This is a genomic window from Paraburkholderia sp. J41, assembly GCF_905220235.1.
GTDB lineage: Bacteria > Pseudomonadota > Gammaproteobacteria > Burkholderiales > Burkholderiaceae > Paraburkholderia.
This window is the reverse complement of the sequence record NZ_CAJMZE010000012.1, coordinates 106,357-127,577: the sequence shown is the minus strand read 5'-3', so window position 1 is coordinate 127,577 and position 21,221 is coordinate 106,357. Positions and strand designations below refer to the sequence as shown.

The 21,221-nt window shown below is 67.8% G+C and carries 20 protein-coding genes; 5 read left to right on the top strand and 15 right to left on the bottom strand.

What is annotated here, in order from left to right:
• Positions 1–11: 11 nt before the first annotated feature.
• On the top strand, positions 12–2,366 hold the full coding sequence (locus U5805_RS15010) for an aldehyde dehydrogenase family protein (RefSeq protein WP_322104267.1): 2,355 nt from the start codon (positions 12–14) through the stop codon (positions 2,364–2,366).
• Entirely contained in the window at positions 2,356–3,039 is a 684-nt protein-coding gene (locus U5805_RS15005) for an HAD-IA family hydrolase (RefSeq protein WP_322104266.1), read from the top strand. The genes U5805_RS15010 and U5805_RS15005 overlap by 11 nt, the downstream gene beginning before the upstream one ends.
• Here the strand turns inward: U5805_RS15005 and U5805_RS15000 are convergent.
• Positions 2,964–4,622 carry a methyl-accepting chemotaxis protein gene (locus U5805_RS15000; protein ID WP_322104265.1) on the bottom strand — a complete coding sequence of 553 codons (1,659 nt, stop codon included), beginning with the start codon at positions 4,620–4,622 and terminating at the stop codon, positions 2,964–2,966. The genes U5805_RS15005 and U5805_RS15000 overlap by 76 nt on opposite strands.
• Positions 4,623–4,923: 301 nt before the next feature.
• Between U5805_RS15000 and U5805_RS14995 the strand changes: the two genes are divergently transcribed.
• Positions 4,924–5,955: a GGDEF domain-containing protein gene (locus U5805_RS14995; RefSeq protein WP_322104264.1), complete on the top strand. Its 1,032-nt coding sequence runs from the start codon at positions 4,924–4,926 to the stop codon at positions 5,953–5,955.
• Positions 5,956–6,106: 151 nt separating this feature from the next.
• Here U5805_RS14995 and U5805_RS14990 read toward each other — a convergent pair whose 3' ends face one another.
• Complete coding sequence (locus U5805_RS14990) at positions 6,107–7,579, bottom strand: MFS transporter (RefSeq protein ID WP_322104263.1); 1,473 nt, start codon at positions 7,577–7,579, stop codon at positions 6,107–6,109.
• 129 nt (positions 7,580–7,708) lie between these two features.
• Between U5805_RS14990 and U5805_RS14985 the strand changes: the two genes are divergently transcribed.
• The gene (locus U5805_RS14985) at positions 7,709–8,581 is read left to right on the top strand and encodes a LysR family transcriptional regulator (RefSeq protein WP_322104262.1); all 873 of its coding nucleotides are present in this window, start codon (positions 7,709–7,711) and stop codon (positions 8,579–8,581) included.
• A 180-nt stretch (positions 8,582–8,761) separates the two neighbouring features.
• Here U5805_RS14985 and U5805_RS14980 read toward each other — a convergent pair whose 3' ends face one another.
• The gene (locus tag U5805_RS14980) at positions 8,762–9,394 is read right to left on the bottom strand and encodes a TetR family transcriptional regulator (RefSeq protein WP_322104261.1); all 633 of its coding nucleotides are present in this window, start codon (positions 9,392–9,394) and stop codon (positions 8,762–8,764) included.
• A gap of 555 nt (positions 9,395–9,949) precedes the next feature.
• On the opposite strand from U5805_RS14980, the gene U5805_RS14975 reads away from it, so the two are divergent.
• Complete coding sequence (locus U5805_RS14975) at positions 9,950–10,606, top strand: O-methyltransferase (protein ID WP_322104260.1); 657 nt, start codon at positions 9,950–9,952, stop codon at positions 10,604–10,606.
• Positions 10,607–10,889: 283 nt separating this feature from the next.
• Here the strand turns inward: U5805_RS14975 and U5805_RS14970 are convergent, their stop codons facing one another.
• From U5805_RS14970 to U5805_RS14915, 12 genes are all read right to left on the bottom strand, one after another.
• Entirely contained in the window at positions 10,890–11,099 is a 210-nt protein-coding gene (locus tag U5805_RS14970; protein WP_415914601.1) for a YXWGXW repeat-containing protein, read from the bottom strand.
• A gap of 94 nt (positions 11,100–11,193) precedes the next feature.
• Entirely contained in the window at positions 11,194–12,342 is a 1,149-nt protein-coding gene (locus tag U5805_RS14965) for a DUF1501 domain-containing protein (RefSeq protein WP_322104258.1), read from the bottom strand.
• Positions 12,343–12,345: 3 nt separating this feature from the next.
• On the bottom strand, positions 12,346–13,848 hold the full coding sequence (locus tag U5805_RS14960) for a DUF1800 domain-containing protein (protein WP_322104257.1): 1,503 nt from the start codon (positions 13,846–13,848) through the stop codon (positions 12,346–12,348).
• A 142-nt stretch (positions 13,849–13,990) separates the two neighbouring features.
• A complete protein-coding gene (locus U5805_RS14955) occupies positions 13,991–14,509 on the bottom strand; it encodes a periplasmic heavy metal sensor (RefSeq protein ID WP_322104256.1) in 519 nt (172 codons plus the stop codon).
• Complete coding sequence (locus U5805_RS14950; protein WP_322104255.1) at positions 14,506–14,976, bottom strand: hypothetical protein; 471 nt, start codon at positions 14,974–14,976, stop codon at positions 14,506–14,508. Before U5805_RS14950 ends, U5805_RS14955 begins: the two co-directional genes overlap by 4 nt.
• Positions 14,973–15,698, bottom strand: a complete 726-nt coding sequence (locus tag U5805_RS14945) for an RNA polymerase sigma factor (protein WP_415914604.1) — start codon at positions 15,696–15,698, stop codon at positions 14,973–14,975. Before U5805_RS14945 ends, U5805_RS14950 begins: the two co-directional genes overlap by 4 nt.
• A gap of 148 nt (positions 15,699–15,846) precedes the next feature.
• Positions 15,847–16,155 (bottom strand): hypothetical protein, encoded by a 309-nt coding sequence (locus U5805_RS14940; protein WP_322104254.1) that lies wholly within the window; start codon positions 16,153–16,155, stop codon positions 15,847–15,849.
• Between the two features lie 177 nt (positions 16,156–16,332).
• On the bottom strand, positions 16,333–17,505 hold the full coding sequence (locus tag U5805_RS14935; RefSeq protein WP_322104253.1) for a porin: 1,173 nt from the start codon (positions 17,503–17,505) through the stop codon (positions 16,333–16,335).
• Between the two features lie 154 nt (positions 17,506–17,659).
• Positions 17,660–18,433, bottom strand: coding sequence for an ABC transporter ATP-binding protein (locus U5805_RS14930; RefSeq protein WP_322104252.1), 774 nt, complete (start codon positions 18,431–18,433; stop codon positions 17,660–17,662).
• A complete protein-coding gene (locus U5805_RS14925; RefSeq protein WP_322104251.1) occupies positions 18,430–19,257 on the bottom strand; it encodes an ABC transporter permease in 828 nt (275 codons plus the stop codon). Before U5805_RS14925 ends, U5805_RS14930 begins: the two co-directional genes overlap by 4 nt.
• On the bottom strand, positions 19,254–20,249 hold the full coding sequence (locus tag U5805_RS14920) for an ABC transporter substrate-binding protein (RefSeq protein WP_322104250.1): 996 nt from the start codon (positions 20,247–20,249) through the stop codon (positions 19,254–19,256). Before U5805_RS14920 ends, U5805_RS14925 begins: the two co-directional genes overlap by 4 nt.
• A gap of 42 nt (positions 20,250–20,291) precedes the next feature.
• Positions 20,292–21,200 (bottom strand): TauD/TfdA family dioxygenase, encoded by a 909-nt coding sequence (locus tag U5805_RS14915; RefSeq protein WP_322104249.1) that lies wholly within the window; start codon positions 21,198–21,200, stop codon positions 20,292–20,294.
• Positions 21,201–21,221: the final 21 nt, after the last annotated feature.

Here is a 21,221-nt window from a genome sequence, read left to right as displayed (position 1 = left end):
TCTTGGCCACCATGGATTACGGTCCAGCGCCGGAAAGCGCCGATATCGTCCTCGCCTGGCTCGACCGGCATGAGCGGCGCTTCCCGCACTTCATCGACGGCGAGTTCGCCGCGCCCGCGCAGGACGCGTGGTTCGAAGTGCGCAATCCCGCCGACGAAACGCTGCTCGCGCACGTGGCGCAAGGCAGCGCCGCCGACGTGGACGCCGCCGTGAGCGCCGCGCGCCGCGCGTTCGCCGGCTGGTCGGCCACGCCGGGCCACGAACGCGCGCGCCTGCTTTACGCGATCGCGCGCCACGTGCAGAAGCACGCGCGCTTTCTCGCCGTGCTCGAAACGCTCGACAACGGCAAGCCGATTCGCGAATCGCGCGATATCGACGTGCCGCTCGTCGCGCGCCACTTCTATCATCACGCTGGCTGGGCGGAATTGCTCGCGAGCGAATTTCCGCGCCACGAAGCGCTGGGCGTGTGCGGGCAAATCATCCCGTGGAATTTCCCCCTGCTGATGCTCGCGTGGAAGATCGCGCCCGCGCTCGCGGCGGGCAACACCGTGGTGCTCAAGCCCGCCGAGTTCACGCCGCTCACGGCGCTCGCGTTCGCGGAAATCTGCCGCGAAGTGGGCGTGCCGGCGGGCGTGGTCAACGTGGTGACGGGCGACGGCGAAACGGGCGCCGCGCTCGTGCAGCACGCCGACGTCGACAAGATCGCGTTCACGGGCTCCACGGAAGTGGGTCGCGCGATTCGCCGCGCGACGGCGGGCACGCGCAAGAAGCTCTCGCTCGAACTGGGCGGCAAGTCGCCGTTCGTGGTGTTCGAGGACGCCGATCTGGACGCGGCCGTGGAAGGCGTGGTGGATTCGGTGTGGTTCAACCAGGGCCAGGTGTGCTGCGCGGGCTCGCGCATTCTCGTGCAGGAAGGCGTGGCGCAGGCGTTCCACCACAAGCTCAGGACGCGCATGAGCAGCCTGCGCGTGGGCGATCCGCTCGACAAGTCCACCGATGTGGGCGCGATTGTCGCGCGCGTGCAGCTCGAACGCATCGGCGCGCTCGTGGAGCGCGGCATCGCAGAGGGCGCAAGCTGCTATCAGGCGCCATACGCGGCGCGCGAAACGGGCTTCTTCTATCCGCCGACGCTCGTCACCGAGGTGGAAACGTCGTCGGTGCTCGTGCGCGAGGAAATCTTCGGGCCGGTGGTGACGTCGAGTACGTTTCGGACTCCCGACGAAGCCGTGGCGCTCGCCAACGACACGCGCTACGGGCTCGCCGCTTCGGTATGGTCCGAGAACATGACGCGCGCGCTGGCCGTGGCCGCCGCCGCCAAGGCGGGCGTGGTATGGGTCAACAGCGCGAATCAGTTCGACGCGGCGGCGGGCTTCGGCGGCTATCGCGAGAGCGGTTACGGCCGCGAGGGCGGGCGCGAAGGCATGCTCGAATATCTCGTGGAAACGGCTGCGCGCGGCGCGCAGATTCATGCCGCTTCCACGCCCGCGCCGATTCCCTCGCCCGCGCCCGAGGCGCCGTTCGCGAGCGACGGCGTCGATCGCACGGCCAAGCTGTATATCGGCGGCAAGCAGACGCGGCCGGATTCGGGTTACAGCTACGCCGTGCGCGACGCGCAAGGCAAGACGCTCGGCTTCGCGCCGCTCGGCGGCCGCAAGGACGTGCGCAACGCCGTGGAGGCGGCGCGCAAGGCCGCAGCGTGGTCGTCGATGACGGGCCATGCGCGCGCCCAGGTCGTCTACTATCTGGCCGAAAATCTCGCGGCGCGCAAGGACGCGTTCACGTCGCTGCTGGCCGCGCACACGTCGTGCAGCGCCGCCGATGCGGCCGCCGAAGTCGAGCGCAGCGTGCGCGCGCTGTTTCGCTACGCCGCGCTCGCCGATAAGGTCGACGGCCGCGTGCATTCCACCGTCACGCGCAACGTCACGCTCGCGATGAACGAGCCGTGGGGCGTGATCGGCATCGTCTGCCCGGACGCCGCGCCGCTCGCCGGATTGATCGCGTTGATGGCGCCCGCCATCGCGCTCGGCAATCGCGTGGTGGCGGTGACCTCGCGCGCGCATCCGCTCGTGGCCGCCGACGTGTATGCGCTGCTCGAAACGAGCGACGTGCCGGGCGGCGTCGTCAATCTGGTCGGCGGGCCGGCGGCCGAACTCACGCGCGCGCTCGCGGGCCATCAAGACGTGGACGCGCTCTGGTATGCGGGCGAGGCGGCCGGCCTCGCGGCGGCGCAAGCGGAATCGGCGGGCAATCTCAAGCCGGTGTGGGCAAGCGCCTTCGACGCCGCGCACGACGTGCCGGCGGGCAGCGAAGAGTTCGCGCGGCGCGCGTTGCAGGTGAAAAACATCTGGGTGCCGTATGGCGATTGAGAACGCGCGCGGCGCCGTGCGCGCGGTCATCTTCGACATGGACGGCTTGCTGCTCGACACCGAAGGCATTTACACGGACGTCACGCAAGCCATCGCGGGCCGCTTCGACAAAGTGTTCGGCTGGGACGTGAAGCAGAACACGATCGGGCGCGGCGCGCGCGAACTTGCCGAATACGTGGTGGACGCGCTCGCGCTGCCGATCACGGCCGACGAATTTCTCGCCGAGCGCGAGCCGCTGTTGCGCGCGCAATTCGCGGCCGCGCCCGCGAAGCCGCATGCGGCGGCGCTCGTGCGTCATCTCGCGGCGCACGGCGTGCCCATTGCGGTGGGCACGAGTTCGACGCGCGCGTACTTCGACCTGAAAACGTCGCGGCATCGCGAGTGGTTTGCGCTGTTCGACGCGATCGTGACCGCCGACGATCCCGAGGTTCACGCGGCCAAGCCCGCGCCCGACATCTTTCTCGTCGCGGCGCGGCGGTTGGGCGTGGCGCCGCACGAAGCGCTCGTGCTCGAAGATTCGCCGTTCGGCGTGATGGCCGCGCGCGCGGCGGGCATGCGCGTGATCGCCGTGCCCGACCCCGCGATGGACCGCGAGCGTTACGCGAGCGCGGACGCCGTTCTCGATGCGCTCGACCGTTTCGATCCGGCCGCGTGGGGCTTGCCCGCGCGCTGAGGCGAGACCGCCGTTTGCGCGTGCCGCGCGAGCGTGAAGAGATCGACCGTGGCGAGCAGCGTGCCGGCTTGCGCCTGCAACGAAGCCACTGCCGAGCCCGATTGCTCCACGAGCGCGACGTTCTGCTGCGTCGCGCGTTCGAGGTGGTCGATCATGTCGCGCACTTCGCCGATCTGCTGCGTCTGCGCGCGGCAGGCATCGTTGATCTCGCCCATGATCGACATCACGTCGCCGGAAGAGGTCACGACCTTCGCGATGGTCGCGCCCGCCGCATCCACTTCGCGCGTGCCTTCGTTCACGCGCGAAACGCTGTCTTCCACCAGCGACTTCACTTCGCTGGCCGCTTCGGCGCTGTGCTGCGCGAGCTTGCGCACCTCGCTCGCGACCACGGCGAAGCCGCGTCCGTGCGAGCCCGCGCGAGCCGCTTCCACGGCGGCGTTGAGCGCGAGAATATTGGTCTGGAACGCGATGGAATTGATCACCGCGATGATCTCGCCGATGCGCGCCGACGAGGTGCGAATGCCGTGCATCGACTCGGTCACGCGGCCCACCGCCAGACCGCCGTCGCTCGCCGTGGTGGACGCCTGTTTCGAAAGCGCGTCGGCGTGTTTCGCGTTGCCCGCGTTGGCGGCCACGCTCGCGTCGAACTCGCTGAGCGCGCTGTTGGCCTGCTCGAGCGCGCTGGCCTGGCGCCCCGTGCGCTCGCCGAGATCGGCATTGCCCTGCGCGATCTCGTGGCTCGCTTCGCTCACGCCTTCGGCGGCGCCGCGCACCTGCGCGACGATTTCCGCGAGCGTGTCGCGCATGCGGGCGACGGTTGCCATGACGCTGGCCGTGTCGTTCTCCTGCAACGCCACGTCGCGCGCGAGGTCGCCGCCGCGAATGGCTTCGGCGAAAGCGATCAGATCGCGCGGATCGGCGCCCAGCGTGCGGCCGATGTTTCGGACGACGAACCATGCGGTGCCCGTGCCCAGCGCGCAGGCGATGGCCGCGAGCAGCCCCATGAAGAGGTTGAAGTCGGCGCTGATTCGCCGCGCTTCGGCGCCTTGCTTTTCGCTGCGCGCCTCTTCGAAGTCGATCAGCGCGTTGATGCCGGCGAGCCATTCGATGAACGCGGGGCGCGCTTCGTCGAGCAGGACGCGGCGCGCGCCTTCGGTGTCGCCGCTGCGCTGACGCGCAATGATGTCGCCGACGAGCGGCATGGTGCGTTCGCGCGCCGCGTTGATGCGCGCGTAAATCGCGCGCTCGGCGGGCACGATGCCCGCGTTGGCCGCGAACAGCCGGTCGAGCGGTTGTGCCGAGCGTTCGTAGTCGCCGGCGAGTTGCTGGATATGATCGACCACGCCGGGCAGGTCGGCGGGACTCACGAGCAGCACGTCGCGCACGGCGATCGAGCGGTCGTGTACGCTGCCGCGGAAATTGATGGCGTAGCGTTCTTTCACGCCATTGACGTCGATGATGTCGTCGAGGCGCATGCGGATGTTGCGCACCTGATAAAGCGAAACGGCCGCGAGAGCGACGAGCGCGAGCAGCAGCACGCCGAATCCGCCGATGAGTTGTCCACGCACTGAAAAACGACGCATCGAAATCATGACTACCCCGACTTGAATTTTGTTGTTCGCGCATGCCTGCCGTCATAGGGCCGCATGCGAATGACTGGCTGACACCGACTAACGCGCTTCAGCGCCGATTTATTCCCGATTTTCAAGGCGGCTTTTAAAAGACCGGCTATTGCGCGATGAATGCAGCATTGCCTGGCGGCGCGCGTCTGGCTATTTGAACTTGCCAATCCCGCCGATAGCCGCGCTTTAAGACGCTTTAAACGAATAACAGCCGTTTAGCAGGTAGAATTTATCGTCAAGCCCTTGCCCGGAATTCCCCCGCATGGATGAAACAATCGAACGGCTCTCGCAGGGCCTCGCCGACGCGGACAGCCTCGAATCGCTCGTTCGCCCCATTCTGGAAATGCTCGAAGTGCTCACCGGGCTCGAATCGACTTATCTCACGTCCGTCGATTTCAGCCGCGAAGTGCAGACGGTCGTCTATGCGCTCAATACGGGCGCGAACGGCGTGCCCGAAGGCTTGCAGGTGCCGTGGTTCGACACCTTGTGCAAGCGCTGCCTCGAAAGCGGGCGGCAAGTCGTGAACAACGTTCGCGAAATCTGGGGCGATTCGCGCGCGGCGGCCGAACTCGGCATTCAGACTTATACGAGCGTGCCGGTTTGCGCCGGCAACGGCGCGGTGATCGGCACGTTATGCGGAATCAGCCGCGACAGCCGCGAAGTCAGCTCGCGCGCCCGCAGTGCGCTCAACGTGTTCGCCAAGCTGATCTCCGAACATCTCGAACGCGAGCAACTGCTCGAGCAATTGCGCCTCACGAACGAACATCTGCAACGCCAGGCGCGTGTCGACGAAGCGAGCGGGCTGCCCAACCGCAAGGCGCTGATCGAGGAGCTGGGCCGGCGGCTCGCGGAGGCGTCGCGCGACGGCGCCTATGTGACGGTCTGCATGCTCGATCTCGACGGCATCAAGGAGATCAAGGTTCGGCTCGGTTACGAGGCCGCCGACCAGTTTCTGCGCGCCTGCGCGAGCCGGCTCGCGCAAGCGGGCGGCACGCACGGCTTGCTCGCGCGTATGGATTGGGACCAGTTCGCGGTCGTGGCGCGCGGTCCCGCCGATTTCGACGCGGCCACGCAGCAGGCGGCCGCGCTGGCCGAGCGCATGCGCGGCGCGGTCAACGGCGAATACGCGTTTCGCGAAGGCGCGGCGCGCTACCAGGGCGCTTGCGCGGGCAGCGTGGCGGTGCGGTTTCTCGGCGTCCAGCAGGCCATGGAGGTCGCCGAGCAGGAAATGCAGAAGGTGCGGCGCGAACGGCGCGGGGCGGTCGAATTGCGCGGGCTCTGGCAGTTCGCGTGACGGCCGGAACAGCGCTTCGCGCCGCGCTTGCCACCGTGCTTGCCACCTTGCTCGCCGCCGTGCCTGCCACCGCGCTCGCCGCCGCGCTTGCCACCTCGCTCGCCGCCGTGCCTGCCGCCTCGCTCGCCGCCGCGCTGCGTTCTTCGCCGCCTCAACGCCTCGCCATCGCGCGCCGATGCAGCGCCGGAAGCCGCGTCGAAAGCAGCATGCAGCCCCACAGCACGATCACGAGCGCGAACATCGCCGTTCTGAACGCCGCCGGGTAATCGGCCGGCGCCGGATGCGCGCCGAGCCGCGCGAAGAACACGCCGCCGAAGGTGGCCGCGCCCACGGCCGCGCCGATCTGCAACATCGCCGTGACCATGCCCGACGCCACGCCCGCGCGCGCCGGCTCCACTTCCGCGAGCACGATGCGCACGACCGAGGGCAGCACCAGCCCCTGGCCGATGCCCATCGCTGCAAGCCCCAGATAGAAGCCCGCACCGGGCGCGCTCGTGCGCGCGAGCGCGGCGGCCGTGCTCAGGCCGATGGCGATCATCGCGAAGCCGAGCGTGAGCACGCGATAGCTGCCGAAACGCGCGACGAGGCGCGGCATCAGCAGCGGACTGCCGAGAAAGCCCAGCCCGAACGGCAGGATCGCGAGGCCGCACACGAGCGGCGACCATTGCAGCGCGCCTTGCAGAAAGATGCCGTAGCTGAGAAAGAACGCGCTCAGCATATAGAACAGGAACGCGAGCGTGAGCCCGAGCGCGACCACGGGATTGCGAAACAGCCGCACGTCGAGCAGCGGGTCGCGGCCCGCTTCGAGCGTGCGCCGCTCCACGCGCAGCAGCAGCGCGAGCACGGGCAGCGAGAGCGCGAGGCACGCGAGCATCCATGCGGGCCAGCCGGTTTCGCGGCCTTGCGTGAGCGGATACACGAGCATCAGCAGAAATAGCGAGAGCAGTGCGGAGCCGGGCAAGTCGATGCGCGCGCGATGCTGCGGGCGGCTTTCGGGAATGAAGCGCCAGCTTCCGAGCAGCGCGAGCGCGCCGATCGGCAGATTCACGAGAAAAATCGCGCGCCAGCCCAGCCCGAACGGATGCAGGCTGATGAGCGCGCCGCCGCCCAACTGGCCGATCACGGCGGCCACGCCGAACACGAAGCCGTAGAAGCTCATCACCCGAATCTGCTCGTGCGGCGTGAACACGCTGCGGATCGTCGCGAGCACTTGCGGCGCGAGCACGGCGGCGAACAAGCCCTGGAGGATGCGTCCCCCGACCAGCACGCCGCCGCTCGGCGCAAGACCGCAGACGGCGGAGGCGATCACGAATCCCGCCATGCCGATCATGAACATGCGCCTGCGGCCGTAGAGGTCGCCGAGCCGTCCGCCCGTGATTTGCGCGACGGCGTTCGCGCACGCATACGCCGACACCACGAGCTGCAATTGCGCGCTGCTCGCGCCGAGGCCGCCGTGAATCGCCGGGAGCGCGAGGTTGACGATGAAATAGTCGAGCGGCGGGAGGATCGCGCCCACGAGCAGGACCACGAGCGCCCAGCCGTGGTGGCTGCTCGTGTCGGAAGGCGCGGCGGCGTGTTGCGCGGGCGCGGCGGGCGCGGCCGCCGGTACGGTGTTGTCGGTCATGCGGAAACCTTGCGTCGAAGCCCGGGGGAGCCGGGCCGAGATTGCATTGTCCACGGCATGCCGTCAGCGGAAAAGCGGGAAATGCTGGTAACATCCATCGACTTAACCGATGGATAGAGGGGCGGCATCATGCGCGGTTTCGAACTCGACCAGTTGCGAACCTTCACCGTGGTCGCGGAGGTGGGCAGTCTCACCGCGGCGGCGCCCGCGCTGCACCTCTCGCAATCGACGGTGAGCGAGCAGATGCGCAAGCTCGAAGCGCGCGCGGGCGTGCCGCTGTTCGTGCGCAGCAAGCGCGGCGTGGCGGCCACGCCGGCCGGCTTGCGGCTGCTCGACCAGGCGCGGCGCATCGTGGCGCTCAACGAAGCCGCGTTCGACGAGGCGCGCGGGCAGTCGATCCGGGGCGAATTGCGCGTCGGCATCAGCGAGTATTTCCGCACTCACGAAGTGGCGGGCATGCTCGCGCGGCTGCGCGAATGCTATCCGCAATTGAGCCTGCACGTGAGTTCGGCGAAAAGCGGCGAGATCGAGCTGGCGCTCGCGCGCGGGCAAATTGATATCGGCGTGGTGATGCATATCGAAGGCGCACGCGTGCGTCCCGCGCCCAGCGACACGCGTTGGGTGCTGCGGCGCGAATCGCTGCATTGGGTTGCGTCGCCGGCGCTCGCGGAGTCGCTGCCGCAGCCGCTGCCGCTCGTGCTGCTGCCCGACGACTGCGTGGCGCACCAGGTGGCCGTGAGCGCGCTCGAGGATCAGCGCATTCCCTATGTGATGGTACACAGCGCCTCGGGCGTGGCGGGGCTGCAATCGTTGCTGGCCGCGGGGCTGGGCGTGGGTTGCCTGTGCGCGTCGGCGATTGGCGAAGGGCTCGTGAAGCTGGGCGCGCGCCATCAACTGCCCGCGCTCACTCAGGCCGTGTTTTCGCTCACGCCGCCTGCTTCCGGCGAAAGCGAAACCGTCGCGCAGGCGCGCGAGATTCTTGCGCGGCAATTGCTGGTTTGATTCGCGGGTTTAACTCGCTGGTCTAATCGCGGGTTTAACTCGCGGATTTAACTCGCCGATTTAACTCGCCGATTTAACTCGCGCTGCTGCGGTTCGATAACGCCGCTCGCACTTCAACTTCACGAACGTCGCGCCACGCGGGCTCGTGAAAATCGCCTTCGATGTCCCGCCGCGCGCCGCCTAGCGCCGGCCCAGGCTCACGAGATACGCGCTGAACATGTCCGTCATGGCGTTCGCGTAGGCTTCGATTTCCTCGGCCGTGCGCGGCTTGCCCGAAAAGTGCTTGCCCACGCTGCTGAACGTGGCCGCGATCAGGTCGCCCGCCAGCGCGCGTTGGGGCGCCGCCGCCTCGGGAAGCATTTCCAGCATGAACGTATCGACGATAGGGTCGATGGCCGAGCGCGCCTCGCGTGCCTCGGGCGTGTCGCGATAGAGCGGCGCGGCGTCGTTGAGCGCCACGCGCATTTTCGCTTCCTCGCACTCCGATTTGATGAACGCGTGAATGAAGATGCGCATCCGTTCGAGCGGCGGCCTGCTCGTATCGGACAGCACGCCGCCCAGCATTTCGCCGGTTTGCCGCCATTCGTCGCTTTGCAACTGAAACAGAATGGCCGCCTTGTTGGGAAAGTATTGATAAACCGACCCAACGCTCACACCGGCTTTTTCCGCCACGCGCGCCGTCGTGAAGCGTTGCGCGCCTTCTTTCTTCAAGACCTGGGCGGCCGCTTGCAAAATGGCGGCCACGAGTTCGGTGGAGCGCGCCTGCTGCGGCGCTTTGCGCGAGGCGATCTGAGGGCTTCGGCGTGTAGCCATGGTCGTGAAGTGTCGTTAACGAAGGGCGAAAAAAAGGGAAAAGCGAAGGGCGAAAAGCGAAGGGCGAAAAACGACTGGTAGTGTAGTGGCGTTCGCACTCGCGCTCAAGCAATTGGCGCCGGTCTTGCCGCAAACGTGAATAGCGGCGCGCGAGAGCATGCGTGAGCCGCGCCTTTTCGCCCGCAAATGCAGGCCCGACGGCGCCCGGCGCGCATTTCGGATCGCGCCCGCGAATGCGAATAGAAAACGCGATGCATTCATCGTATTCTTCAATGCAACGCAACGTGCTTGCCTCAGCCTGAATTCCCGAGTTGCGCGATGCGATGTCGAGCCCGCACCGGCATCGCTCCATTTAAAACGGATTCCTAACGATTATGTCGACCTCAACGCAACGCGATTCGTCGCGGGCGCGGCTACGTCTGCTCGCCGCGGCTCTATCGCGGCGGCGCATTGCCGCAAGCGCCGTACACGTACTTTCAAAGCGCGTCTAAAGCGAATTTAAAGCGAATTCAAAGCGCGCCTTCGTTTGATTCATTCGATCTGGAAAACTTCATCATGAGCACACTCATCACATCGCCGGTCGGTCCGCTGCTGCAACGCCTGTTCGACGAAGCCGACGCCGCCACCAGCCCCGAACTCGCGAAGATGCCGCGTGAAGAACGCGCGCGCCTGCTGCGCAGCAAGACCGGGTATCGGGAGTTTTACGGCAAGCTGAAAGACCTCTGGCTGCCCGTTTCCAGGGAAACGGGCGTGTTGCTGTACACGCTGGCGCGCAGCACGCGCGCGCGAACGGTGATCGAATTCGGCACCTCGTTCGGCATTTCCACGCTGCATCTCGCTGCGGCGTTGCGCGACAACGGCGGCGGCCGCATCATCACGACGGAGTTCGAGGCGGGCAAGGTGGCGCGGGCGCGCGCGCACTTTGCCGAAGGCGGTGTCGGCGATCTCGTGGAAATTCGCGAAGGCGACGCACTCGAGACGCTGAGCGCCGACTTGCCGGAAACAATCGACTTGCTGCTGCTGGACGGCGCGAAAGCGCTCTACGACGACGTGCTGAATCTTGTCGAAAGCCGCTTGCGGCCGGGCGCGTTGATCGTCGCCGACAATGCCGATTTCAGCCCCGAATATCTCGCGCGCATGCGCTCGCACGATTCCGGCTATCTCTCGACCGCCGTGGGCGACGACGTCGAATTGTCGATCCGCATTCGTTGACTTGAGGCTTCTTTCGATCGAGGGCGCCGCTCGGCGCTTACGGCAGGCCGCGTGCATCGGCTCCCAACGGCGATTTGTCGGCGAAAGCGCGAGGCGGGTGCCTCGCGCCGTTTTACGCGCAACCGATCGGCCTTTGCAAGGCGGCGAATCGAACCTGACGCACGGTGCCATGCGCAAGTTCACCGAGGCGCAAGCGTTCTTGATGACGCACGCGATTACCGCGTGTCGCGCGCTGCCGGTCGATAAGGGATCCTGACTGAATTGAAGCATCAGTATTGAAACATCAGTAGGCTTCAACCCAATGCCCCGGCACCCACGCCCAGTGGTTGCCTTCCCAGCGATAGTGGCCCTTGACCCAGTGATAGCCCGGCGCGGGCGGCGGCGGGGCCACTTCCACGCGCGGCGCGGGCTGCGGCGGCCGCGCGGGTTCGACCACGCACGCCGAAAGCAGCGCCGAGCCGGTCAGCAGGGTGGCGAGAAGTATCGGCTTCATTTTCACGGTGTTATTCCTCCTTGATTGTGGATTTGTGATTGGCGTGTCGTTGTTTCGCCGGGTCTCTTCGCGCCGCATCCGTTTCGCGTGTTTGTCACGTCTTGATCAAACCCGTCATGGGCTGCGATGCGCCCGCTTGCGCGAATAGCGCCGCGTGCGTGCGTTGCGGATCGAGCCTGAGCGTTTCGGCCGCCGCGCCCGCGATCAGCGCATCGAGCGAAGCGGTGGGCTTGAGGTCGCGGCCTTCGTAAAGGTCGGCGTTGCGCAGGCCCGGCCAGTCGGCGATCATGCGTCCGCCGGCCACCGCGCCGCCCGCCAGCATCGCCACGGAGCCCTGTCCGTGGTCGGTGCCGCCCGTGCCGTTGGCCGCCGCCGTGCGCCCGAACTCGGTTGCGACCAGCACCGTGGTGCTGCCCCACGCGGGGCCAAGGCCGTCGCGCAGCGCCGCGAGCAGGGTGTCGAGCGCTTTCAGTTGATTCGAAAGCCGCGCGTTCTGCGCGCTGTGCGTGTCCCAGCCGCCGGTTTCGATCATGGCGATGCGCGGGCCGTCCGGGCGCGCGAGAAATTGCGCGGCGAGCTTGCCCACACCGGCCGGGTCCTGCTTTGCGTGCGCGTCGCCGGCAAGCCCGCGCGCATTCATCGCCGAAGCCCACAGTCCGCGCAACTGCGCGTCGCCGTCGTAGAGCGCGGAAACGCGCGTAAGCAGATCGTCGGAGGCGGCGGGCAGCGCGGAGGGCGCGTAGGAGGTGGCGCGCGCGGCGCCGCGCAGCGCGAGCGGCATGGTCGGCGCGAACGCGATGGCGTTTTCCTGCGTCGATCCGACTTGCGCCACGAGCCGGTTGAGCCAGCCGTCCTTGACCTGATACGGCGCGCGTCCGCCCGTTTCGAGCACGTTCTGGCCGTCGAAATGCGAGCGGTCGCGATACGGCGAGGCAATCGCGTGTACGAACAGCGCCTCGCCCGAGCGATACATCTGCGCCGTTTGCGCAAGCGCCGGATGCAGCGCGAACGTGCCGTCGAGCTTTGCGGCGCGGCTCGTGTCGATGGCGAGCGCGCCGCGCAATCCCGCGTAGGCGGGATCGGCGTAGGGCACGACGATGTTGAGACCGTCGGCGGCGCCACGCTGGATCACGAACACGAAGCGGCGGTCGGTGGCCGCGTTCGCGAACACGATGTGCGGCGCGACGAGCATCGCGCCCGCGCCGGCGGCGGCGACGCGCAGAAAGTGACGACGGGAGAGCATCGGTTATCTCCTCAGAAAATCGGGCGAAACGAGCAGCAGCGCGACCGCGGTCTGCGCGCTTTCGGCATGCGTGACGGCGGCGGCCGTGGGCGCACTCAGCACGCCCGGCAAGACGCTCTCGCCGAGCGTGCGCGGGTCGAGCCGGTCGCCCACGCGCGCGGCGAAGCGCTGCGCGACCTCCACGCGGCGCACGAGCGCATCGGGCGCGGCCCAGCTTGCGGCGATGTCGTCGTAACCGGCGGGCGAGCCGGGGCGCCACACGGGCTGGCCCAGTTGCGCGAGCAGCGGCGCCGCGTTCAGGTCGCCGCGCTCGCGCCAGCCGAGCGCGCGCATCGACGAAACGCTCCAGTCCCACGGCGTCTTGAACTTCGCGCCGGTGGTGCCGCGCCACGCTTGCGGCGCGGCCACGAGCGCGCGATACACCGTGGGCAGGTCGCCGCCGCTTTGCTCGAAGGCTTGCGCGAGCTGCGCGGTGAGCACGGGCGGCGGATCGTCGGCGACGAAGTGCCGCGCGAGCTGAAACGCAATGTGCCGGCTCGTGGCGTTCGCGTGCGCGAGGTCGTGCAGCACGGCCAGCGCTTGTGCTTCGTTATCCTGACTATAGGTTTTGCCCATGACCGTGCGCGCGCCGGGCTCGTGCAGCGCGGGGCGAAACACGAAGGCGCCGGGCGCCGCGTTGCCGGGCTGCGGCCCGCGCACGCCCGCCACGCTCCAGCCTGTGAGCGCGCGCGCGAATTCGGTCACGTCGTCCTGCGTGTAGCCCGTGCGCACGCCGAGCGTGTGCAGTTCCATGATCTCGCGCGCGAGGTTTTCGTTGAGCCCGCGCTTGTGCTCGGGGTCGCGCGCGTCGGCGCGCAGCGCGGCACGGCTGTTCGGCCCCACCGAGCGCACCTGATCGAGAAAGACCTGCATGGCGGCGTGCTGTTCGACGGCCACGAGCAGGTCGTCGAATTTGCCGAGCACGTGCGGGCGAATCGCTTCCATTTCGAACGAACCCGCGAGACCCGCGAGCGCCGGTTTATCGACGGATACGGCGAAGTGGTTGGACCAGAAATGCACGAGGCGCTCGACGAACGGCGTGTCCGTTTGCAGCGCGCTGGCGAGGCGCGCATTCACGGCGCTGCGATACACCTGCGCGCCTTCGCGGCGAATCGCGCGGTTAACGGCCTGGCGTTGCGCCTGTTTTGCCGATGCAGGCGATGCAGGCGATGCAGGCGATGCGGACAATGCGGACGATGTCGACGATACGGCAGGCGGCGCGCTCGCGGCCGTATCGGCGGCATTATCGGCACCGTTCAACCCCTGCATGCGCTCCTCGCCGAAGCGCGTCGTGAGCGCCACCGCGCCGGGTTGGTCGCGCCACGCGGCGGGCAGCGGCTCGTAGCGGTCGAACTGATCGAGCAGCCATTGCTGCGGATCTCGCGGCGGCGTTTCGTCGGGGCGCGCGCCCAGGCCGAAGCGATTCATCGCGATCGCGGCGGCGCGTGCGGTCGGCTGGCTTTCCATGCGCGTTCCTCGTGGCGTTGCGTAGGTGTCGGTGTGTGCCTCTCTGTTCCTTAAACGCCGCTCGCGCCACTATCCGTCGCACGATTTTTGATTTTTTTCGCGCCGCGCCTTCGCTGCCGCCTTTATCGTTTCAAGCGCCGTTCTAGTCGGCTTCGCTGGCCTTGTTGCGTGGCGGCGCGGCGGGTTGCCGCCACTGGCCGCTGCGCTTCAGCCCTTCGGCGAACTTCTGGCGTTCGTCGGGCGTGAGCGTGGCTGCGTAGTCGGCCACGCCGCCTTCGATTTTCGCGCGCAGGGCGCTGTCGGCGGCGCGCGTGCGCGCGAGCGCGTCGTCGAGCGCGGCGCGGTCGAGCGTGGGCGCGGCGAGCAGATCGAGCACGGCGCGGCGGTCTTCGCGTGCCTCGATCGCGTCGGCGCGGCCCGCGCGGCGCGCGGCGCGCAGCGCTTCGACGAACTGCTCGCGGCGCGCCGGCGAAAGGTCGTCGGTGGCGAAACGCAGCGCGGTGCGTGGGCCGGGATGCGCCGCCGTCTGCTTCTGCATCAGCGACTGCATCGTGCCCTGCGCCGCGACCCAGCGCCACGCGCCGCCCGCGATCGCGCCCAGCAAAAACACGTTGAGCAGCACCGATCCCACGATCAGCGCCTTCCAGGAACGGCGGTTCATTCGTCGCTCCCTTCGTCGAGCGAGCCGAGGAAACTGCTTTCGTGCGCGCCGTCGTAACTGCCGTAGCTGCTGTCGGCGATCGGGTGTGCCGTGTTCGGCGCGCCCGCGAGCAACGAAAACGACATCGCGAACGACACGGCGAACGCGCCGGCCAGCGCGCCCGCGAGTCCCACGCCGGCGAGTCCCACGCCCGACCACCAGAAGCGCCGCCGCGTGGCGGGCGGGCGCGCGGGCGGCGCCGCCGAAGGCGCGCCCGTCGCGATCCGCTCGATCAGCGCGCGTGAGGGCGGCTCGATGAAGTCGCGTGAAAGCCACGCGTCGAGTTCGAGCGCGCGCGCGAGCGCCGCGTCGGCTTCGTCGCGATGCGCGCGCGCCCACGCCAGCGCTTCGGCGCGCTCGTGCTCGGGCCAGCGGCGCGGGTCGCCGCCCCACGCATCGACGAGCGTGTGGAATCGTTCGGGTGTCATGCTGAGTCCTTGCCGGCGCTTTCGCCGGCCAGTTGTGCGCGCAGGGTGCGCCGGGCGCGCGCCAGCAGGCTTTCGAGCGCGTCGACCGAAATGTCCATCAGGCCGGCGGCTTCCAGATTCGAAAGCTCTTGATAATAAGTGAGCACGAGCGCTTCGCGCTGCCGCACGGGCAACGCGGCCAGCGCCGCGCGCACGCGTTCGTCGCGCGAGCGCGTTTCCATATGCAGATCCGGCGCGGCGGCGGGATCGGCTTCCTCGGGCATGGTGTCGGCGGGCTGCTCGCGGCGGCCACGCAGGCGGTCGTAGCAGAGATTGAGCGCCACGCGATGCAGCCACGTATCGAATTTCGCCTCGCCGCCGCGCCAGTGGGGCGCCTGTTTCCAGATGCGCACGAAGGTCTCCTGCGCGATGTCCTCGGCCTCCATGCGGTCGCCGAGCAGGCGCGTGGCGAGCGCGAGCAGGCGCGGCAGCTTGCGCGCGACGAGCGTGCGCACCGCGCCCGCGTCGTGTTCGCCCACGCGTGCGACGAGGTCGGCGTCGGGATCGCGCTCGCTCAAGGCGCGGCACCGTTCCGGCGAGGCGCGGCACCGTTCCGGCGAGGCGCGCGCGGCGATCGGGCGGGAATGCGCGTCGGCGCGCGTGTCATCGTCGTGTTCTCCGTGGAGGGCGGGCGCCGGCCGGGCGGCCCGCGCGGCTTTGGCCGGTTCGCGAACGTTCAATATACGACGACCGCCGGCCGGTAGTACGCCGGGCGCGCCGGCACCACGATGCAGCCGCTCAGGGTGGCCGCAACGAGCGCGAGCAGGGTGAGGGCGGCGAGCGTTTTCATGGCCGCGCACCGCGTCGGCCGACAGGGCTCATGCCGCCGTCTCACGCCCAGTGGCCCGGCACCCAGCGCCAGTTCGGGCCGCGCGCGACCCAATGCCCCGGCACCCAGCGATAGCCCGCGCGCACCGGCCGCCAGTGGCCCGGCGCCCAGACGTAGCCGCCGTGCGCCCAGCGCCAGTGGCCGGGGTCCCACGCATAGCCCGCGCGCGGCGGCGGCACGGTTTCCACGCGCGGCGGCGGCGGCGCATTGGGCGCGACGATCACGGTCTGGGCGAAGGCGGAAGCGCTGGCGAGCGCGAGCACGGCGGCGCCGAACAGCGTGCGCAGCGGGCGGGCGGATTGTGTCGGCATGAAGGGCCTCCCGGAGTTCCTGGGTTCGCAAGGGCGGGCCGGCGCGTGCGGCTGCGCGCGGCCTCTATCGCTTGAACGGAGGGAGGCGGGGAAATCCGTCGCGCCAATCGAGAATTTTTTCGCGCGACGGGTTGCGCCGGCATCGACGGGGAAATGCCGGGAAGCGCCTGCGTTCGCTCAGAAGCGATGGCGCAGATTGAGCCGGATCGCCACCTGATTGGGCGTGCTCGATGCGCTCAGGCTCGCGATATCGGCCACGGCGGCTTTGCCGGTCGAGTCCGTGCCCGTGGCGTGTTGCCAGACGCCGATCAGGCCGATGTCGGTGCGGCGCGACAGCGAGTAATCGGCTCCCAGGTTGATCTGCGTGTATTTAGCGGTTTCGCCTTTCGTGTAGATGAATGCCGCGCCCGTCAGCAGTTGCGGCGCGAAGCGGTAGCTGCCGTTGACTTCGACCGTGTTGAACTGCGCGGTGCCGCCGCGAAACGGCGTGGTTGCCGTGGGTTGCACGTTTTGATAGCGCGTGTTCGTGTAGATCGCGTCCAGCCGCAGGCCCGCGAGCGTCACGTTCGCGCCCGCGCCCACGATCTGCAACGTGTCCGCCGAGGCGTAGCCGCTGTAGATCGGGCTCGCCACCGGACTCGCATAGCCCGTTTGCCCCGGCAGCACGGTGCCGCCATACGCCGACACCGAAGGATCGTTCAGGTTCAGATACGCCGCGCTCACCCCGCCGAACGCGCCTTGCCAGCCCGCGCCGAAGCTCATCGCCCGCTGGCGCGCGAACGAGCCGGCCACGCCGCCCGGCGCGAACATCGCCTTGAACGAGAAGCCGTTCCATGCCGGGCTTGCGTATTCGAGCGAGTTGTTGAAACGGATGGTGGACTGCATGTTGTCGACGTCGCCCGGATGCGCGCCGGTCCAACCCGCCCATTGCAGCGCGCTGCTCAGCGAGCCGAGGTATTCGCTCACCGGTTCGTACTGGCGGCCCGCCGTGACCGTGCCGTAAGGCGAGGCGATGCCGACGCTCGCGGTGCGGCCAAACAGCAGACCGCCCTGGCCGAGCTTGCCCGTGGAGGCGTCGAAGCCGTTTTCCAGCGTGAATACCGCGCGATAACCGCCGCCCAGGTCCTCGGCGCCGCGCAAGCCGACGCGACTCGTGTTGGTCGCGCCCGTGGTCGCCTGGAGCGTGGCGCCGCCTTTCTGGTTGTTCGTATAGACGAGGCCGTCCTCCACGATGCCGTAGAGCGTGACGCTGCTTTGAGCGTGCGCATCGGCGGCGAGAACGAACAAGGCGGCGCTGGCCGCGGTGGCGGCGCAATGCAGCGGGCGCCGGCGCGAGAAGTGAGTTGTCATTGTGGGAATCCGGACGTAAGCGTGAGTGAGTGAAACGATGCTGGCGCGGCAGATCAATCTGCAATCCTTATTAATTCGACGCCAGGTAAGAGGCGGATCGTCGAATCCGCCTGCATGGGTGGTGCGGGTTACGGCAAGGCCGAACGCGATGCGTTTATTCGAGCGCTTGCATGATGGCGCGATGCACGTCGAACAACGCGGGATCGTCGGGGTTGCGCGGGCGCGGCACGTCCACGTCGATGGTTGCCGCAATGCCGCCCGAATGCTTGCCGATCACGTAGATGCGGTCGCACAGAAATGCCGCCTCCAGCATGTTGTGCGTGACGAGCACGCCGGTCGGGCGGCGCTCCTCCTCGCCCACCCACATCGCTTGCAGCAATTCGCGCAGCTTTCGCGCGGTGAGTTCGTCGAGCGCGCTGAACGGTTCGTCGAGCAGCAGCACGTCGGGATGCACGGCGAACGCGCGCGCAATCGCCACGCGCTGTTTCTGTCCGCCCGAAAGAAACTGCGGATACGCGCGCCGGTGGCCGAGCAAACCCACTTTCGCGAGCAGGTCGTGCGTGGCGGCCTCGCGCGCGGCCGCGTCGGGCGCATCGCGCGAGCCGTCGCGCACGCGGTCGAACGCAATGGCAATGTTCTCGTCCACGTGCAGCCAGTCGATCAGGCGCGGCTGCTGAAACACCACGCTCAATTCGGGCGCGGCGCGCGAGCGGCCGTCGCCGAAACGGATCGCGCCCGCCGTGGGCGCGTCGAGGCCCGCGATCATGTTGAGCAGCGTGGATTTTCCGCAGCCCGAAGGCCCGACGAGCGCCACGAGCTGCCCGGCGGGAATATGGATGTCGATGCCGTCGAACACCGTCAATGCGTTGCCGTGCGCCGAGCGCGGAAACGTCTTGCGCACGCTTTCGATCGTGATGCTGCTGCTCATGCGGCGGTCCTTTTCTTCCAGCGATTGGCGTGGTGCTCGATGGGCGCGAAGATCAGATGCTCGACCACGAGCATGGTGGCCCAAAACGCGACCGTCCACGCGATCACGCCTTCGACGTTCTGCGTGCTGAACTGCGCGTTGAGCTGATAACCCACGCCATCGGACATGCCGAAGATTTCCACGAGCACGATCACTTTCCATGCGATCGAAAAGCCCACGCGCGTGCCCGGCACGATGAAAGCGTAAAGCAGCGGCAACCAGATCTTGCGCAGTATCGTGAGCCGTTTGAGACGAAACACATGCGCCATTTCCACGAGTTCGCCGCTCAGCGACTGAATGCCTTCCTTCACCGAAATGACGAGCGAAGGCAGCACGCCGAGCGCCACCGAAATCACCGGCGAAAGCAGGCTCGTGCCGAACCAGATCACGCACAGCAGCGCCCACACGAGACCCGGCACCGTGAGGCCGAGCGTGATGCCGGGCTCGACGAAGCGCGCGAGCAACTTCGAGCGCGCCGTGGCGATGCCCACCGGCAGCGCGACCGCGAGCGCGAGCAGAAAGCCGAGCGCCATGCGCGCGAACGTGAGCCAGATTTGCACGAAGGCGCTGCCGTTCGCGACGATCTCCACGATCTGCGCGTAAATGGCGCGCACGTCGGGCACGAGCGGCGAATGCAGCGCGCGCGCCATCGCTTCCCACGCGGCCAGCAGCACGACGAAGTACAGCAGCGAAGGCAGCACGCGCGCCGCGAGCGGGCGCAGGAGCGCGGCGAGCCGCGGCGGCGCGGCGGGGCGCATCAGGCGGGTCTTGACGGCATCGCTCATGATAGTTGCGTGTAGATTTGGCGATTCGGCTTCTTCGCGAGAATGCCGAGCGAAACCGCCGTGTCGATCTGCTTGTCGATGGTGGCGAATGTTTCGGTGTCCCAGGCGGTTGCATAGGCGTCGGTCAACCGTTGCGGCAGCAGCGCGGCGGCGGCCGTTTCGTCGGGCCTGAAGCCGATTTGCGTCGCGATCTGCGTGAGCGATTGCGGACGCCGATGCACGAAGCCGTTGACCTCGACGAACATCTTCACGATGCGTTGCGCGGTGTCGCGATTCGCGTCGAGCCAGCGGCGGCTTGCCGCCAGACCGACGAGGAACGGCGAGTTGCGCTCGCCCGTGGCGTGCTTCCAGATGTCGGCGACGCGCGCGATTTCTCGCGCGCCTTGCGCGACGAGGCGGCTCGCCGTGGGTTCCAGCGTGACGATGGCTTCCACGTCGCCGCGCTGGAACAGCGCGAGATTCGCCGTGGGCGAACCGTGGATCACCTTGAAGTCCTTGCGCAGATCGAGGCCGTCGAGATGCGCGGCGATCAGCGCCTGCTGCCAGGTTTCGCTGGTTTCCGCGGTGGAGGCAATCGGCTTGCCGATCAAATCGCGCGGCGTGCGATACGGGCTGTCCGCCTTCACGAGCCAGCGGCCGTGATTGTTGAGCGCCGGGCCGAACAGCACGATGTCGCTGCCCTTGTTGACGAGCGTGGCGAGGCCCACCGCGCCGAACACGCCCACGTCGAGCGACCCGGCCGTGAGCTGCACCTGCATGCTGCCGGGGTCGGCGGTGACCCAATGCAAATCGAGACCCTGGTCGAAATGATTCTGGTCGATCAGCGGACGCCAAACCGAGCCGGCGCTGCCCGTGGAAGGCAGCGTGATGCGCACCGGCCCGCTGGACGAAGCGCCGCCGGCCGCGAGCGCGCGGCCGGCGGTGGCGCTCCATCCCATTGCGCCGAGCGTGCCGAGCGCGGTCAGGCTTTTGAGTGCTTCACGGCGATTCATCGTTATTTTCCGTAGCGTATGAGGAATGGTTGTGGCGCGCCGTCACTCGACCACGGCGCGCAGCAGCACGCGATGCCCCGAGCCGTAATCGCCCACGCCGCGATGCTGCACGACGCGGTTGTCCCAGATAAGGACCGAGCCTTCTTCCCACTGGAAGCGCGTGAGCACTTCGGGCGACTTCACCAGGTCGAACAGAATGCCGAGAATGTTCTGGCTGGCGATGCGCGAGAGCCCGAGAATGCGCTGCGTATACAGCTCGTTGACGTAAATCTGCTTCTTGCCCGTTTCGGGATGCACGCGAACGAGCGGCGTGCGAATCCACGGAAAACGCGCTTTCTGGCGTGCGAGTTCTTCTTCGTCGCGATAGGCGAGCGTGAGAAAGCCCATCGTTTCCACGTCCTGCGCCACGTAAAGTGTTTCGAGGTACTGAGCAAATAGCGGATCGAGAAGTTCATAGGCGGCTTGTGCGTTGCTGAACACCGTGTCGCCGCCGAACGGGGGCACCTTCTTGCCGAACAGCACCGTGAAGCGCGGAGGCTCGGCGCGAAACGCCTGGTCGATGTGCCAGATGAAATTCATGCGCGTTTTCTTGACCTCGGAGTCGATCGTGTTGACGTTCGAACTTTCCTCGGCAACGGGCGTGTACGGTGTGCCCGTGTACTCGGAACGGCCGAACAGTTGCACGAGATGCGCGAAATCGGCCGCCGACACCGTGCCGGGCTCGAACGCGAGAAAGCCGTGCCGGCTCAGGCTGTCGAGCAGGAACTGGCGCACTTCGCCGGGCACCGTGTCGGTGCTGTTGATGCGCAGGCCGCGCACTTTCGCGCCCACGACGGGCGAGTAGGGTTCGAGCGCGATGCCGAAGCGCGCTTCGCCGTGCGCGCGATAGGCGCTTTCCGGCAGCAGGCGTTGCTGTAGCAATTCGAAATCGTCGTCGAGAAGGGTTGCCATGGGAGGCTCCAGAATGGGATC

What these genes read in the sequence shown, in the direction of transcription:
- U5805_RS15010 (WP_322104267.1), top strand. Translation starts at nt 12, where the DNA reads ATGGATTACGGTCCAGCGCCGGAAAGCGCCGATATCGTCCTCGCCTGG.
- U5805_RS15005 (WP_322104266.1), top strand. Translation starts at nt 2,356, where the DNA reads ATGGCGATTGAGAACGCGCGCGGCGCCGTGCGCGCGGTCATCTTCGAC.
- U5805_RS15000 (WP_322104265.1), bottom strand. Translation starts at nt 4,622, where the DNA reads ATGCGTCGTTTTTCAGTGCGTGGACAACTCATCGGCGGATTCGGCGTG.
- U5805_RS14995 (WP_322104264.1), top strand. Translation starts at nt 4,924, where the DNA reads ATGGATGAAACAATCGAACGGCTCTCGCAGGGCCTCGCCGACGCGGAC.
- U5805_RS14990 (WP_322104263.1), bottom strand. Translation starts at nt 7,579, where the DNA reads ATGACCGACAACACCGTACCGGCGGCCGCGCCCGCCGCGCCCGCGCAA.
- U5805_RS14985 (WP_322104262.1), top strand. Translation starts at nt 7,709, where the DNA reads ATGCGCGGTTTCGAACTCGACCAGTTGCGAACCTTCACCGTGGTCGCG.
- U5805_RS14980 (WP_322104261.1), bottom strand. Translation starts at nt 9,394, where the DNA reads ATGGCTACACGCCGAAGCCCTCAGATCGCCTCGCGCAAAGCGCCGCAG.
- U5805_RS14975 (WP_322104260.1), top strand. Translation starts at nt 9,950, where the DNA reads ATGAGCACACTCATCACATCGCCGGTCGGTCCGCTGCTGCAACGCCTG.
- U5805_RS14970 (WP_415914601.1), bottom strand. Translation starts at nt 11,099, where the DNA reads ATGAAGCCGATACTTCTCGCCACCCTGCTGACCGGCTCGGCGCTGCTT.
- U5805_RS14965 (WP_322104258.1), bottom strand. Translation starts at nt 12,342, where the DNA reads ATGCTCTCCCGTCGTCACTTTCTGCGCGTCGCCGCCGCCGGCGCGGGC.
- U5805_RS14960 (WP_322104257.1), bottom strand. Translation starts at nt 13,848, where the DNA reads ATGGAAAGCCAGCCGACCGCACGCGCCGCCGCGATCGCGATGAATCGC.
- U5805_RS14955 (WP_322104256.1), bottom strand. Translation starts at nt 14,509, where the DNA reads ATGAACCGCCGTTCCTGGAAGGCGCTGATCGTGGGATCGGTGCTGCTC.
- U5805_RS14950 (WP_322104255.1), bottom strand. Translation starts at nt 14,976, where the DNA reads ATGACACCCGAACGATTCCACACGCTCGTCGATGCGTGGGGCGGCGAC.
- U5805_RS14940 (WP_322104254.1), bottom strand. Translation starts at nt 16,155, where the DNA reads ATGCCGACACAATCCGCCCGCCCGCTGCGCACGCTGTTCGGCGCCGCC.
- U5805_RS14935 (WP_322104253.1), bottom strand. Translation starts at nt 17,505, where the DNA reads ATGACAACTCACTTCTCGCGCCGGCGCCCGCTGCATTGCGCCGCCACC.
- U5805_RS14930 (WP_322104252.1), bottom strand. Translation starts at nt 18,433, where the DNA reads ATGAGCAGCAGCATCACGATCGAAAGCGTGCGCAAGACGTTTCCGCGC.
- U5805_RS14925 (WP_322104251.1), bottom strand. Translation starts at nt 19,257, where the DNA reads ATGAGCGATGCCGTCAAGACCCGCCTGATGCGCCCCGCCGCGCCGCCG.
- U5805_RS14920 (WP_322104250.1), bottom strand. Translation starts at nt 20,249, where the DNA reads ATGAATCGCCGTGAAGCACTCAAAAGCCTGACCGCGCTCGGCACGCTC.
- U5805_RS14915 (WP_322104249.1), bottom strand. Translation starts at nt 21,200, where the DNA reads ATGGCAACCCTTCTCGACGACGATTTCGAATTGCTACAGCAACGCCTG.